The sequence below is a fragment of the Iodobacter fluviatilis genome, assembly GCF_004194535.1.
Lineage (GTDB): Bacteria > Pseudomonadota > Gammaproteobacteria > Burkholderiales > Chitinibacteraceae > Iodobacter > Iodobacter fluviatilis_A.
Genome location: NZ_CP025781.1, coordinates 1,712,861 through 1,726,696 on the forward strand (window position 1 = coordinate 1,712,861; position 13,836 = coordinate 1,726,696).

Below are 13,836 nucleotides of genomic sequence, written 5' to 3' on the forward strand. Positions count from 1 at the left end.
TGACTACAGCGTATAATTCGCCCCCTCTCCAGCATTAACCTTCAGGCATGCTCATGAAATCGACGAGTAATCGAGCACTTTATCTGCGTATTCTGGGCGAAATTCGCCCGCACATTAAAGTGGTCTCCATTTCTATCCTCTGCCTATCGGTAGCGGCGGCGGTGGATGCGGGCTTAACCCTTTTACTGAAGCCTTTAGTTGACCAAAATTTACAAACATCGGCCTTAGCGCGCAGCATGGCTTGGATATTACCCGCTCAAATTCTAGGGTTAGCGCTGCTGCGCTTGATTTCCAACTTCGGCAATGAATACACCACCGCATGGGTTTCATCCAAAGTGATGCACGATTTACGCGGAAAAATGTTTGGCCGCATGCTTAGCCTACCGGTGAAATACTTTGACCAAACCTCGGTGGGTGTCTTGCTTTCCCGAGTCACATTCGATGTGAATCAAATTATGGATGCGGGCACTAAAGTGCTCACTGTGCTCATCAAAGACTCGCTACTCTTGGTGTTTTTACTGGCATCCATGCTGTATTTAGATTGGCAACTTACCCTGCTTTGCCTGATCTTGCTGCCAGGCGTGGCGATCAGTATCAGCGTGGTCGGCAAGCGCCAGCGCAGGCTTTCGCGTGAAACTCAGGCAGCCATGGGGAAAATGACGCAAATTTTAGATGAAAGCTTATCCGGCCAACGTATTATCAAAATATTTGGCGGTTTTTCTTACGAGACTAATCGCTTCGCTAGCACTAATAATAATGTGCGCCGCCTATCAATTAAGCAGGCCATTACCTCCAGTATGAATTCTGGCTTAATCATGCTTTTGATTGGGATTACGCTAGCGGTGATTATTTATTACGCCAGCTTGCGTGCCCAAGATGGGGCACTGACCGCAGGCGCGTTTGTGGCCTTTATGGTGCAGATGATGGCCTTGCAACAACCCATCAAAAACCTGACCAAAATTAACGAGAGCCTACATAAGGGCTTAGCGGCAGCTGAATCGGTCTTTGCCATCTTAGATGAGCCCATCGAAAGGAATCAGGGTCAGCTTCAAAGCCAACGAGTGCAAGGCTCCATTACGCTACAAGATATTTACTTTGCCTATGCCGATGAAGGTAAACCCGCGCTAGATGGCATTAATTTAGATATTAAGCCTGGCGAAACCATTGCCCTAGTCGGCAGCTCCGGCAGTGGCAAAACCACGCTGGCCAATCTACTACCCCGTTTTTATGATGTAAGTAGCGGCCAAATATTAATCGATGATCAGCCCTTGGCTGAATATCAGCTGGGTAATCTGCGTCAGCAAATTGCCCTTGTTTCGCAAGATGTGATTCTATTTAATGATAGTGTGACTGCGAATATTGCTTACGGTAATGACGTTGATATGGAGCGGGTTCGTCAGGCAGCCGAAGCCGCCCATGCGCTGGAGTTTATCGATGCCATGCCTGACGGCTTAAACACTCTACTGGGTGAAAACGGCATGCGCCTATCCGGCGGCCAGCGCCAGCGCTTAGCCATTGCCCGCGCGATTTATAAAGACGCGCCAATTTTGATTTTGGATGAGGCAACCAGCGCGCTGGATACCGAATCAGAACGCAAAGTACAAGACGCGCTAGAAAACCTAATGCAAGGCCGCACCACCCTAGTGATTGCCCACCGCCTATCTACTATCGAAAATGCCAGCCGTATCGTAGTGATGCAGCATGGGAAAATCGTTGAAAGCGGCAACCATCTTGAACTAATGGCCAAAAATGGCATGTATAGCCGTATGCACGCCGCGCAATTTGCCAACAGTTAACGGCACTTATGCAAAAAAACCGCTGAGAGGCAAGCCTCTCAGCGTATCAAATGTAATTGCGAATGCCACGGCACATGCACCGCAGAACGCAAAATGGCTTAGAGAACATGACAAATAAATTTACTTATTAACATTTACTCATGTTTGGTAAAAATATAAGTAAATTTGCTTTAAAAACAGTGTTGATTCCATGCAAACTACGCAAAGAAAGCTCGAAAGCAATCGAAACTCTCCCTAATTGCCATTTTTTCGGTAACATTCATTCTTTACTCGGGGGAAACCCATGATTCAAGTCGGCGTTGTAATGGGTAGCAATAGTGACTGGGAAGTCATGCAGCATGCCGCCAAGCAACTAAAAGCCTTTGGCGTGGCATTTGAATGCCGCGTTGTTTCTGCGCACCGCACCCCTGATCTCTTGTTTGAATACGCCGAAACTGCCGTGGCTCGCGGCTTGCAGTGCATTATTGCAGGCGCAGGTGGCGCAGCTCATCTGCCAGGAATGATTGCGGCTAAAACCACCATTCCGGTATTGGGAGTGCCCGTCCCTTCCAAATATCTACGCGGAGAAGACTCATTACTCTCCATCGTGCAAATGCCTAAAGGCATTCCAGTCGCCACCTTTGCCATTGGCGAAGCTGGCGCGGCCAACGCCGCTCTTTTTGCTATCTCGCTACTTGCCAATGCCTTGCCTGAGCTAGCGGCTAAGCTTATTGCATTCCGTGAGGAGCAAAAAGAAACTGTGCTGGCGATGGAACTGCCCGAAGTAGAATGAAACCCGCCAAAGAACTGCTGGCAGAGCTAGAAGAAAAAGGCTTTTTATTCAGCGTTTTTTATCGAGGGGCCCTCTGCTGGGGGCTTCCCTTCGGGCTGCTATTTTCTTTGGCAATTAGCTTTTTTGAAAGAAAATCCTATCTCACTGCCACGATACAAATTCTGCCATTAGCCCTTATTTTAGGTGCGGTCTTTGGCTGGGGGCTTTGGGGTGTTGCCCTGTTGCAGGGTGTAAAACGACGACAAGATAATGATTGATTTTGTAGGGTCACGGCATCCCGTGGCCTAAGCAATTTATTTAGCCGCCCATGTCAGCTAAAGCCGACACAAGAAAGGATTTAAAAATGGCCGTTAAGCCGATTCTCCCACCCGCCATGTTAGGCATCTTGGGTGGAGGCCAACTGGGCCGCATGTTTGCAATGGCCGCCAAGACCATGGGCTATGGTGTTACAGTGCTCGACCCAGATCCCAACGCACCTGCTGCGGAGATAGCCGATGTACATCTCTGCAAACCCTACACCGATCAAGAAGCACTAGCAGCACTGGCCAAGCAATGTGTGGCCGTCACCACCGAATTTGAAAACGTCAACGCCGATAGCATGCGCTGGCTAGCTACTCAGGGCGTAAAAGTAAGCCCTTCTGGTGATTCAGTCGCCATCGCCCAAGACCGCACTTGCGAGAAAAATTTTATCCGCGATGCGGGCCTCGCAACTGCACCGTTTCTGGTGATTAAAAACTCCGGCGATCTAGAACAAGACCTTAGCCCCTATCTACCGGGCATTTTAAAAACCGCACGTAATGGTTACGACGGCAAGGGTCAAGTGCGGATCAAAAGCTTAGAAGAAGCCCGCTACGCCTTATCTGAGCTTAAGCATCAGCCCTGCGTACTAGAAAAAATGCTGCCGCTGAAAGCTGAAGTATCAGTGATTGTGGCTCGTAGCGCCGCCAATGAAATCGCCTGTTTTCCACCAGCAGAAAATATTCATACCGATGGTATTTTGGATATCTCTATTGTTCCGGCCCGCATCAGCCCAGAAATCACCGAGCGCGCCCGTGCCATGGCGATTCAGCTAGCCGAAAAGCTCGATTATATCGGCGTGATTGCAGTAGAGTTTTTTGTGCTAGAAGACGATTCACTGGTCATCAACGAAATGGCGCCGCGCCCGCACAATAGCGGCCATTACACGCTAGACGCCACATTTAGTAGCCAGTTTGAGCAGCAAGTACGTACCATGTGTGGCCTTTACCCCGGCAAGCCTGATTTGCACACACCGGTAGTGATGGTCAATCTGCTCGGCGATGTTTGGCATAGCGATGGCAGCGAGCCGCATTGGGAAATCATGCTCACCGCCCCCAACACCAAGCTGCACCTCTACGGCAAAAAAGAAGCCCGCGCTGGCCGCAAAATGGGCCATTACAATGTGCTAGCCAGCAATGTAGATAGCGCTTTAGAGCAGGCTTTAGCACTAAAAGAAACGCTGTAATTCAAGCAAAAACAAATCTGTACCTCCGCCTCGTAGGGCGGGTGAAACACCCGCGTATTTTATTGCTCGCCGGTTGCACCCGCCCTACGAAGGCTGAGCAATCTTGAAATAGCAGCGTTTTACGATCTTGAGCAATCAATTGGAAAATATAATGAGTGAAATGAATTTAATCAGCGATTTACAAGCACGTGGCCTGATCGCCCAACTGACTGATGGCGATGCGCTAGAAAAACGGCTGGCTGAGAAATCCATTACTCTTTATTGCGGCTTTGATCCGACGGCAGATAGCTTACACATCGGCAGCTTAGTGCCGATTCTGGTACTCAAACGCTTCCAAGAAGCAGGCCACAAACCGATTGCATTGGTTGGCGGTGCCACCGGCATGATAGGCGACCCTAGCTTTAAAGCCACCGAGCGCAAACTCAATACCCTCGATATTATCGATAGCTGGGTTGGCAAAATTCGTAAGCAAGTTGAGCCTTTCCTCAATTTTGAAGGCAGCAACGCCGCCATTATGGCCAATAACCACGATTGGTTTGGCAAAATGGATGTGCTAACTTTCTTGCGCGATATCGGCAAGCACTTCTCTGTAAACGCCATGATCAAGAAAGAAGCGGTGCAACAACGAATTAACCGCGATGATTCTGGTATCTCGTTTACCGAATTCACCTACAGCCTGCTACAGGGGTACGATTTTGTAGAGCTGAATAAGCAATATGGCTGCGAGCTGCAAATTGGCGGCTCCGATCAGTGGGGCAATATCACCGCCGGCACCGATCTAACACGCCGCATGAATCAGCAGCAGGTATTTGGCCTGACCATGCCACTGGTGACCAAATCGGACGGTACTAAATTCGGTAAAACCGAGAGCGGCACCATCTGGCTAGATGCAAAAAAAACCTCACCGTATAAGTTCTACCAATTCTGGCTGACCACCGCTGATGCTGACGTGTATAAATTCTTACGCTACTTTACTTTCCTCACTAATAGCGAGATCAATGCCATTGAAGCAGCAGATATTGCCGCTGCGGGCAAGCCAGAAGGCCAGCGTATCTTAGCCGAGCAAGTGACCACGTTAGTGCACGGCGCAAACGCCGTCATTGCCGCACAGCGCATCAGCCAAAGCTTGTTCTCAGAGGATCAAAACTCGCTGACTGAAGACGATTTTGAACAGCTAGCACTCGATGGACTGCCCCACGTTGAGATCAGTAGAGATCAGCCGGGTTTACTGGATGCACTGGTTGCAGGCGAATTAGCAACATCCAAAAGCCAAGCACGTGGCTTTATTGAAAGCGGCGCGGTGATTATCAATGGCGCAAAAATAAGCGACGTAGCTTACAGCCTAAGTGAGGCCGATCGCCGCTATGGCAGCTACACCCTGCTGCGCCGAGGTAAGAAAAATCATTGCTTGGTGATTTGGAAATAAAATAATCTAGGCAATAAAAAAAACCACGGTGATAGGCCGTGGTTTTTTTATTGTTACTCAAAATTAAAGCAATCTAGAGACTAATCGATCGGCCCTAAAACGCGACAGCCGAGTTAATAATTTTTTAACCGGGGGGGGGTAATCCAATAATGTTTCCAGCTCACGGTAATAATTTATACGCTTGGTATTTTTAGCAATCATGTCTTTTTCTGTTTGCAACTGCGCTTTTAGCTCGTGCTTAGGATCATGGATTAACAGTGCGTTTTCCAGATCTAAGCTAAACGCACGTGGGTTTAAATTATTACCTGTTAGCAGAATATAATCATCATCAATCCAAATACCTTTTAGATGGTAGCTATGACCCGGATCATTCCAGAGCATTAAATTAAGCTGACCACGATAAATATCTAATTGGTGCAACTTAGCAAAGCGGCGTAAATGCGTTTCGTACAAATAAGGCAATGCACCAATAGTTTTAAATGGTTCGCCTTCTGGAATGTAAAAATCATTGGCTTTTTTCTCGCCAACAATAATATCCACCTTCACGCCTCTTTGCAGCAGGCGATTAATTTCTTTAATCACCGTTCTAGGCAAATTAAAGTAAGGCGTGCAAATTTGTACGCGGTTTTGCGCTGCGCCTAGTAATTTAATAATCAACCGATTTAATGAATTACGCTTACCAACGCCCACAACAGGAGTAATACCCAAACCGGTCACTTCATCTTGGGCATGGTGTGTTGCGTAATGCGCTGATTTAAGCCGCTGACGAAATTGGCGAATCTCTGGACTAATTTGTTTAGTACTAGGAATCGTATCTAAATCTAAGCGATAAACAGCGCTGCTATTTAAGAATTCGCCCTGTAAAAAATTAACCATACTATCCGCTAAAGCCACATTTTTAATAATATGGTAGCGATCATAACGATAGCGATCACCAACATGTAAATACACATTATTTAAACTGGCACCGCTATAAACCACGGTATCGTCAAAAACAAAGCCCTTTAAATGCAGTACACCAAATAGCTCGCGCGTTTGCGCAGGCACGCCATAAATAGGCACATTTAGCTCGTGATTTAAGCGCTCTTTTTGATACCAAGCCGCATTACCTGCCTGCGCTCCCGCACCAATGAGGCCGCGCTGAGCGCGATGCCAATCTACAAAAATACGGATGTCTAAATCAGGCTTGCTAGCACGGGCCGCATATAGCGCCGCTAAAATCTGCGCCCCCGCCTCATCCTCTTGCAAATATAGCGCGGTAATATAAATACGCGATTGTGCCTTACTAATTAGATCGAGTAACTTCTCGCGAAAGTCTTCGGTACTTAGTAAGGTTTGGAAATGAGCTGGGTCTTGTGAAAAACGCGGCAAAGACGCCAAATATGAGCGATTAGTTTCAAAAAGCATAAATGATCTGCAAACCGCAGAGTGACCTGTCTAGCATATTGAAGCCTACTATCTTAGCACTATGTTTTATAAGAAAGGAGATGTATTAGGATCAGTTGACATTTGATTCACAATTGCGCTGAGCCTGAAAATAGTGATGCACTGCGTTAAAAGAGACTGACAGTACTCGTAGCACTTCGTGTCTTTTACCTTGTTCAGCCCCACAACTACCGCCAATGCAGCCCTGAATCAAACGTCAACAAGCCCTACTTCCTCAACGATCTTTTGAATAGGTTAAAAGCAACGATTAGCGATGGGTAATTTGAAAAACATCACAGAGATAATTCAAAAAATTTTCATCCTCACACATCCCTTTACCCGCTGTATCACTTACCTTTGCTACGGGTTGGCCATTACAAGCCACTAATTTCATCACAATTTGCAGTGGCACTTGGCCGCAATCATTGGATAAATGGGTGCCAATGCCAAAACCGGTGCGGGTTCTAGGCGCAAAATGGCGATAAAGCGCAATCGATTTTTCTAAAGTTAAGCCATCGCTAAACACCAATTGCTTGGTACCGTAATCAATATTCATTTTAATATAATGGGCAATTACTTTCTCGCCCCATTCGTAAGGATCACCCGAATCATGTCGCAATCCATCAAAGAGTTTGCAGAAATACAGATCAAAATCACGTAAGAATGCATCCGTGCCCACCACATCAGTGAGGGCGATACCTAGATCCCCACGGTATTCACGTACCCAATGCTCTAGTGCATTGGTTTGAAAATCACGCAGCCGCGATCCAAAGCACTGAAATGCTTGCATATATTCATGCGCCATCGTGCCAATGGGCGTTACACCATATTGCATAGCCAGCAATACATTACTAGTACCGCGAAAATAAGGAGCAGCCTGTTTTACTAAAATGCCGACCATTTCTGCATGCCACACCCTAGAAAAGCGTCGCCTTGTGCCAAAATCAAAAAACACAAAGGGGTTAGCGGGCATAGGCTGCTGCGATAAAGTATTTAATGCCTTTAATTTAGCCTGTAAATACTCGCGGCCAATAGCAAGGGCTGCAGCTTGCGGTACTTGCCTAAAATACAGCTCATTCACAATCGATAAGACATAAATTTCAAATAACATGCAATACAACATTGGCCCTGTAACGCGAATATCTAAATCCTCACCTTGTGCTGTAATGCTAATAAAACGCCGCTGCAATTGAAACAAACGTAAGAAATCAACAAAGTCAGATTTAATAAAACGTAATTTAGCTAAATAGGCTAGTTCTGCCTCACTAAAACGCAAAGAGCAGAGATGATCTAGCTGTGCTTCTAACTCAGCTTGCAATGCAGCCAAAGGCCGCTCAGGGGCATTACGGCACTTAAATGCATAAGCTGCCTGCGTTTCAGGCTGATGGTGCAGTATTTCTTGCATCATGGTGAATTTATACAAGTCGGTATCTAATAATGATTCAATGACGGGCGCAAAACCTGACATAAACTACTCCATTCAGCCGCGAAACGTTTTTAATTTAGTTATTAGCAAATGCATTTTTATAATAAACGCCAATTAACGCTTTATATCATTTAGTGCTCACCCTCTGCACGGGCATTCTTACACCTGACTCAATTAAGCCATAGACATCACACGATCTAAGCTGGCGAGGTAGTCCAATCAATTGTGTACATATCTGTGTCATATTAACCGTTTAGCTTGTCAGTACATTTATCATTAATTACTATATCTTTGCAAATTAACGTTTTTATCTAATTGTAAACTTACAATAAATCATAAGTAGTGCAGCAAAAGCTTCCCAACAAGGCACGCGCACAATGCTAGGAATTTTTTCCTGATTACTTATTGCCAGCTTATAAACCCTAACACAGCGAGTGGTGCAATGACCCAAACCAGCTTGATCTCTCCCTTAGCCCTTCTAGACCACGCTTGGGAATACTGGATAGACACCACTCAGCGCTCAGCGCTATTTCTTGATGTCATGCGTGAGCGCAGCAATATTGCGATCGAACATGCTCAGCAAGGCAAACCTCCACTACTGGCCTTTGATTACGAGCTATTAATTGATGCTCGCAGCCTAGACGTGCCTTGCAACTATATGCTGCTGCGGGTCTTACCTTCGGGCGATATCCACACCGATGCCACCAAACGCCCTTATGTGATTATCGACCCACGCGCGGGCCACGGCGCGGGCATTGGTGGGTTTAAAGCGGATTCACAAGTTGGGGTAGCTTTACGTGCTGGGCATCCGGTTTATTTTGTAGGCTTTTACCCTGACCCCGTTCCTGGCCAACGCCTGCAAGACGTGATGCAAGCCGAAGCGCTATTTATTGAAGAAGTAGCCAAACGCCACCCTAAGGCCAGCAAGCCTTGCGTGATTGGTAATTGCCAAGCGGGCTGGGCAGTGGCGGGTTTAGCCGCCTTAAGGCCAGAAATCATGGGGCCGATTGTACTAAATGGTGCGCCATTGTCTTACTGGGCGGGCTCCGATGAACAAAACCCAATGCGCTACGCCGGTGGTGTGAATGGCGGCTCATGGACAGCAGCACTCAGCGCCGATTTAGGTGGTGGCGTATTTGATGGCGCTCACTTAGTTAAAAACTTTGAAAACCTTAACCCCGCCAATACACACTGGGGTAAGCCTTATCATCTTTACGCCAATATCGATACCGAAGCCCCGCGCTACTTAGAGTTTGAACGCTGGTGGGGTGGGCATTTCCGCATGACGGGCGAAGAAATTGAAGCCATTGTTAATCAATTATTTATTGGTAATAAACTTGCTAGTGGTCAGATACAAACCGCCGATGGCGACAAAATTGATTTACATAACATCACCACCCCGATTATTGTTTTTGCCTCTTGGGGGGACGATATCACCCCACCTGCGCAAGCTTTAAATTGGATTATCGACCTCTATGGCCATGAAAGCGCCATCGTGGAAGAAGGTCAAATCATTGTGTATTTGCTGCATAAAGATGTCGGCCATCTGGGGATTTTTGTAGGAGGCAAGGTAGCGCGCAAGCAGCACGCCGAGCTGGTTAATGTGATGGAAATGGTGGAATCCCTACCGCCTGGCCTTTATGAAATGGTGATCGATGCTAAGACCGCAGATTTAGCTTACGCCGAGCTAGAGCAAGGCGATTACACCGTAAACTTTGAGACACGCACCATTGAGCAACTACGCTTGGTCGATCCTGGCTCACGTAGCGATGAAGCGCTTTTTAGTACCGTTGCGCAGGTTTCTGAAATTAACGAAGCGATTTATAAAAACACGCTACGCCCAGTTTTACAGACCGTGATTACCCCTGAAATGGGTGAATGGTCACGCAAACTGAGCCCAAGCACCTTAAAAAACTACGCCTATTCAGACTTTAACCCTTTAATGGTGGGCGTTGCCCATCAAGCCGAGCAAGTTCGCCAAACACGGCAAGTAATCAGCGAAGATAATTTTTTCCGTGGCTTAGAGCAGCAAGCCTCCGAAATGATCATGGCCTCACTCAATGGCTACCGTGATTTACGTAATGCTGCCAGCAGCAGCTATGTAAAAACACTTTATGGTGCTTGGGGTTTGGGCGCGATCTTCCCTCCTGCAGCGCCGCTTGAAGAAACCGTGCGCAAGCATGCCGAACAGCGCTTAGACACTCTTAAAATAGAGGCCGAGCCAGAATTTGAAACAGGTGGCTTTACTGAGGGTTTAGCACGGCTGTTTATCTTGGCGATGCATCACAGTGGCGGCATAGAGCGCCGCTCATTCTTAATCGCCGATCAAACCCAGCTGCCAGAAATAGATCCAATTGAATGGCGCAAAGCCGTTGAAGCTCAAACACTGCTAATTAGCCTAGATGCTGAGCGAGCGATGGCAAGCTTGCCTAAGCTATTAAAAAATCTGGCTGAGCGAAAACGCGCGGTAGAGATCGTAACTGAAGTCACCATGCTCACGCCTGAACTAGAAGACCCTAAGTCACCGTTGGCCATAAAAGCCAAAGAGCTACTAGGAATTAAAGCCAGCCGTGCCAAGCCTAGCGCTAAAGCATCTAAAGCGGGGGATGCATGAGCGCCATTACCTTACAAAATCGCTGTTTTGATGAAATAGATATCGGTGATTACGCTGGGGTTCAGCACACCTTATCCATGCGTGATATCCAGCTATTTGCTACCGTAGCGGGTGATTTTAACCCCACCCATTTAGAAGCCGCCTTTGCTAATCATGCAGGTTTTAGTGGGGCTACCGCACCTGGGATGTGGCTAGGAGCGCAGATCTCCGGCATTTTAGGCAGCCAACTACCTGGCCCTGGCACGGTTTACTCTGGGCAGAATCTACAATTTCATGCGGCGGCTATTTTGGGGGATACATTGGAAATCAGTGTTACCGTGCGCGAAAAGCACCCAGAAAGCCATCTGATTAGTTTTGATTGCCTATGCCGTAATCAACACGGCCAAACCATTATGACCGGCACCGCTAAGGTCATTGCCCCCACAGATAGAATCACTTTGGCCCGCCCCGATGCAGGCCTAGTTAGCATCCAAACCCATCATGCTTTTGAAGCGCTGCTTGAGCGCTGCAATGATCTGCCCAGCTTTAGCGTAGCCATCGCACATCCCTGCGATGAGTCATCCCTTAAAGCTGCCATTGCCGTAGCAGCACACCATTTAATGCAACCAATTTTAGTTGGCCCTGCCGCAAAAATTCAGGCCATGGCCGCACAATATCAGTTAGATATCAGCGCATTTAGGCTAGAAGACACCCCACATAGCCACGCCGCGGCCAGCCGTGCTGTGGAGCTAGTTACCAGTGGTGAAGCCTCTATTTTAATGAAGGGTAGCCTACATACTGACGAACTAATGAGTGCCGTCGTTAAAAGCAGCCTACGCACCGAGCGCCGCATCAGCCATGTGTTTATTATGGATGTGCCCACCTACCACAAAACGCTACTGGTAACCGATGCCGCGATCAATATACACCCCGAGCTGCTAGACAAAGCCGATATCTGCCAAAACGCCATCGACTTGGCACATATCCTTGGCATCAGCCAGCCTAAAGTGGCTATTTTATCGGCGGTTGAAACCATCAACCCCAAAATTCTATCGACATTAGAAGCCGCCAGCCTATGCAAAATGGCCGACCGTGGCCAAATCAAAGGCGGTATTTTAGATGGCCCTTTAGCGCTGGATAACGCTATTAGCTATGAATCGGCCCGCATCAAGCAGATTAACTCGCCCGTAGCGGGCGACGCCGATATCTTATTAGTACCTGATTTAGAAGCCGGCAATATTCTAGCCAAACAGCTAACCTTTATGAGTAATGCCGATGCCGCAGGAATCGTCCTTGGTGCGCACGTCCCCATTGTGCTTACTAGCCGTGCCGATAACGACAGAACCAAATTAGCTTCCTGCGCCGTAGCCTGCTTAATCGCGCAATCTAAGCTTTAAGAAAGCCCAGACCAAACTTAGCGCGTCATGAGAGAGAAAGCCGCGTGTGCGCTAACAAAAATTACGTAGAGCCATTACGGTGTGTGAAATGGCGCTACACCTTGAGCCCCAGAGTAAAAAGAGCGCGCAAAGGACACAAAACAAGGTTCAAGCCTTGACATTATTTCCTCTGTGAAACGCTGTGGTTTAAGATTTAATTCACGGTTCGATCACATCATTTTTTGCTTAACGCACATGGGGTTTCACCCACCTTAAGCAACTCTTTGCAGAATAGATGTCGCCTCTAGGAATCAAACAATGACTAAAGCAATTTTGGTTTTAAATACTGGTTCATCCAGCCTAAAATTCTCAGTGTTTGAATACGATACCGCTAGCGATCTGCACCTGATAGCCAAAGGCCAAGTAGAGGGTATTGGCAATGCGCCGCACTTTTTAGCTAAAGATCACCACGGTCAAATACTGGCTGACGAGTATTGGCAAGACGCCGCAAGCATCGATCATGCACATTGCTTACTCGCCATTGCCAACCTACTACGCACCAAATACCTAGGAATTAAGCTGCTTGGCGTTGGGCATAGAGTAGTGCATGGCGGCATGCACTACTCGGCCCCTATTCTGCTGACGCCAGGCATTATCAATGCACTGGATGCCCTAAGCCCACTCGCCCCGCTACACCAACCACATAATGTAGCCGCCATTCGGGCAGTGGCCAAAGCCATGCCAGAAATGCCACAGATTGCTTGCTTTGATACGGCATTTCATCGCAGCCAAAGCGAAATCAATCAGCTATTTGGCCTGCCTTATAGTTGCTTTGAGCGCGGCATCCGCCGCTACGGTTTCCATGGTTTATCTTATGAATACGTATCCTCGGTGCTACAGCAACAAGAGCCTGAAGTAGCCGCTGGCAAGGTGGTGATCGCCCATTTAGGCAATGGAGCCAGCATGTGCGCTATTCAAAATGGCCAAAGCGTGGCCAGCAGCATGGGCTTTACCGCGCTAGATGGCCTAATGATGGGAACACGAGCAGGCCGCCTTGATGCAGGCGTTGTGCTCTATCTACAGCAGCAAGAGCAACTCGATGTGCGTCAGGTTGAAGAGCTACTCTACAAGCGCTCTGGCCTCTTGGGCTTATCCGGTATTAGCAGCGATATGCGCGTATTGTTAGCTAGTCAAGAGCCGCACGCCCAGCTGGCCATTGATTACTTTGTACACCGCATTAGCAGCGAGCTTGGCTCGCTTGCCGCCAGCATGGGTGGCTTAGATGCACTGGTGTTTAGCGCGGGCATCGGCGAAAACAGCGCCATTATTCGTCAAAAAGTGTGCGAGCAAGCCCAATGGCTAGGCATAGAACTAGATCACCAAGCCAATAAGGCTGGCGAACAGTGCATTAGCAGCATGAATAGCCCAACTTCGGTTTGGATGATCCCTAGCAATGAAGAACTAATGATTGCAAGACATACTCGCAAGCAGCTCGGGCTGTAACGTCCGTATCGCACGATAGCCCCACTCACCAATCCA

10 protein-coding genes are annotated in these 13,836 nt (G+C 47.8%); 8 read left to right on the plus strand and 2 right to left on the minus strand.

The genetic code is table 11. The annotated features are described in order from the left end of the window. Positions 1–53: 53 nt before the first annotated feature. From msbA to tyrS, 5 genes are all read left to right on the plus strand, one after another. Entirely contained in the window at positions 54–1,796 is a 1,743-nt protein-coding gene (gene msbA, locus C1H71_RS07660; protein ID WP_130106018.1) for a lipid A export permease/ATP-binding protein MsbA, read from the plus strand. A gap of 283 nt (positions 1,797–2,079) precedes the next feature. Next, a complete protein-coding gene (gene purE, locus C1H71_RS07665; RefSeq protein ID WP_130106019.1) occupies positions 2,080–2,568 on the plus strand; it encodes a 5-(carboxyamino)imidazole ribonucleotide mutase in 489 nt (162 codons plus the stop codon). Further along, the gene (locus C1H71_RS07670; RefSeq protein ID WP_130106020.1) at positions 2,565–2,825 is read left to right on the plus strand and encodes a hypothetical protein; all 261 of its coding nucleotides are present in this window, start codon (positions 2,565–2,567) and stop codon (positions 2,823–2,825) included. The genes purE and C1H71_RS07670 overlap by 4 nt, the downstream gene beginning before the upstream one ends. 86 nt (positions 2,826–2,911) lie before the next feature. Continuing rightward, positions 2,912–4,051, plus strand: a complete 1,140-nt coding sequence (locus C1H71_RS07675; protein ID WP_130106021.1) for a 5-(carboxyamino)imidazole ribonucleotide synthase — start codon at positions 2,912–2,914, stop codon at positions 4,049–4,051. Between the two features lie 160 nt (positions 4,052–4,211). After that, positions 4,212–5,477, plus strand: coding sequence for a tyrosine--tRNA ligase (gene tyrS / locus C1H71_RS07680; RefSeq protein ID WP_188053721.1), 1,266 nt, complete (start codon positions 4,212–4,214; stop codon positions 5,475–5,477). A 63-nt stretch (positions 5,478–5,540) separates the two neighbouring features. Here the strand turns inward: tyrS and pssA are convergent, their stop codons facing one another. Beyond that, positions 5,541–6,884 (minus strand): CDP-diacylglycerol--serine O-phosphatidyltransferase, encoded by a 1,344-nt coding sequence (gene pssA / locus C1H71_RS07685; RefSeq protein ID WP_130106023.1) that lies wholly within the window; start codon positions 6,882–6,884, stop codon positions 5,541–5,543. Between the two features lie 286 nt (positions 6,885–7,170). Then, positions 7,171–8,370, minus strand: coding sequence for a nicotinate phosphoribosyltransferase (pncB, locus tag C1H71_RS07690; RefSeq protein ID WP_130106024.1), 1,200 nt, complete (start codon positions 8,368–8,370; stop codon positions 7,171–7,173). 400 nt (positions 8,371–8,770) lie between these two features. Between pncB and C1H71_RS07695 the strand changes: the two genes are divergently transcribed. The 3 genes from C1H71_RS07695 to C1H71_RS07705 all read left to right on the plus strand — a co-directional run bounded on the left by C1H71_RS07695 (position 8,771) and on the right by C1H71_RS07705 (position 13,800). Then, positions 8,771–10,942 carry a DUF3141 domain-containing protein gene (locus C1H71_RS07695; RefSeq protein WP_130106025.1) on the plus strand — a complete coding sequence of 724 codons (2,172 nt, stop codon included), beginning with the start codon at positions 8,771–8,773 and terminating at the stop codon, positions 10,940–10,942. Beyond that, complete coding sequence (locus C1H71_RS07700) at positions 10,939–12,318, plus strand: bifunctional enoyl-CoA hydratase/phosphate acetyltransferase (RefSeq protein WP_130106026.1); 1,380 nt, start codon at positions 10,939–10,941, stop codon at positions 12,316–12,318. The genes C1H71_RS07695 and C1H71_RS07700 overlap by 4 nt, the downstream gene beginning before the upstream one ends. A 297-nt stretch (positions 12,319–12,615) precedes the next feature. After that, entirely contained in the window at positions 12,616–13,800 is a 1,185-nt protein-coding gene (locus C1H71_RS07705; protein WP_130106027.1) for an acetate/propionate family kinase, read from the plus strand. Positions 13,801–13,836: the final 36 nt, after the last annotated feature.

What these genes read in the sequence shown, in the direction of transcription:
- C1H71_RS07705 (WP_130106027.1), top strand. Translation starts at nt 12,616, where the DNA reads ATGACTAAAGCAATTTTGGTTTTAAATACTGGTTCATCCAGCCTAAAA.
- pncB (WP_130106024.1), bottom strand. Translation starts at nt 8,370, where the DNA reads ATGTCAGGTTTTGCGCCCGTCATTGAATCATTATTAGATACCGACTTG.
- tyrS (WP_188053721.1), top strand. Translation starts at nt 4,212, where the DNA reads ATGAATTTAATCAGCGATTTACAAGCACGTGGCCTGATCGCCCAACTG.
- C1H71_RS07675 (WP_130106021.1), top strand. Translation starts at nt 2,912, where the DNA reads ATGGCCGTTAAGCCGATTCTCCCACCCGCCATGTTAGGCATCTTGGGT.
- C1H71_RS07695 (WP_130106025.1), top strand. Translation starts at nt 8,771, where the DNA reads ATGACCCAAACCAGCTTGATCTCTCCCTTAGCCCTTCTAGACCACGCT.
- pssA (WP_130106023.1), bottom strand. Translation starts at nt 6,884, where the DNA reads ATGCTTTTTGAAACTAATCGCTCATATTTGGCGTCTTTGCCGCGTTTT.
- msbA (WP_130106018.1), top strand. Translation starts at nt 54, where the DNA reads ATGAAATCGACGAGTAATCGAGCACTTTATCTGCGTATTCTGGGCGAA.
- C1H71_RS07670 (WP_130106020.1), top strand. Translation starts at nt 2,565, where the DNA reads ATGAAACCCGCCAAAGAACTGCTGGCAGAGCTAGAAGAAAAAGGCTTT.
- purE (WP_130106019.1), top strand. Translation starts at nt 2,080, where the DNA reads ATGATTCAAGTCGGCGTTGTAATGGGTAGCAATAGTGACTGGGAAGTC.
- C1H71_RS07700 (WP_130106026.1), top strand. Translation starts at nt 10,939, where the DNA reads ATGAGCGCCATTACCTTACAAAATCGCTGTTTTGATGAAATAGATATC.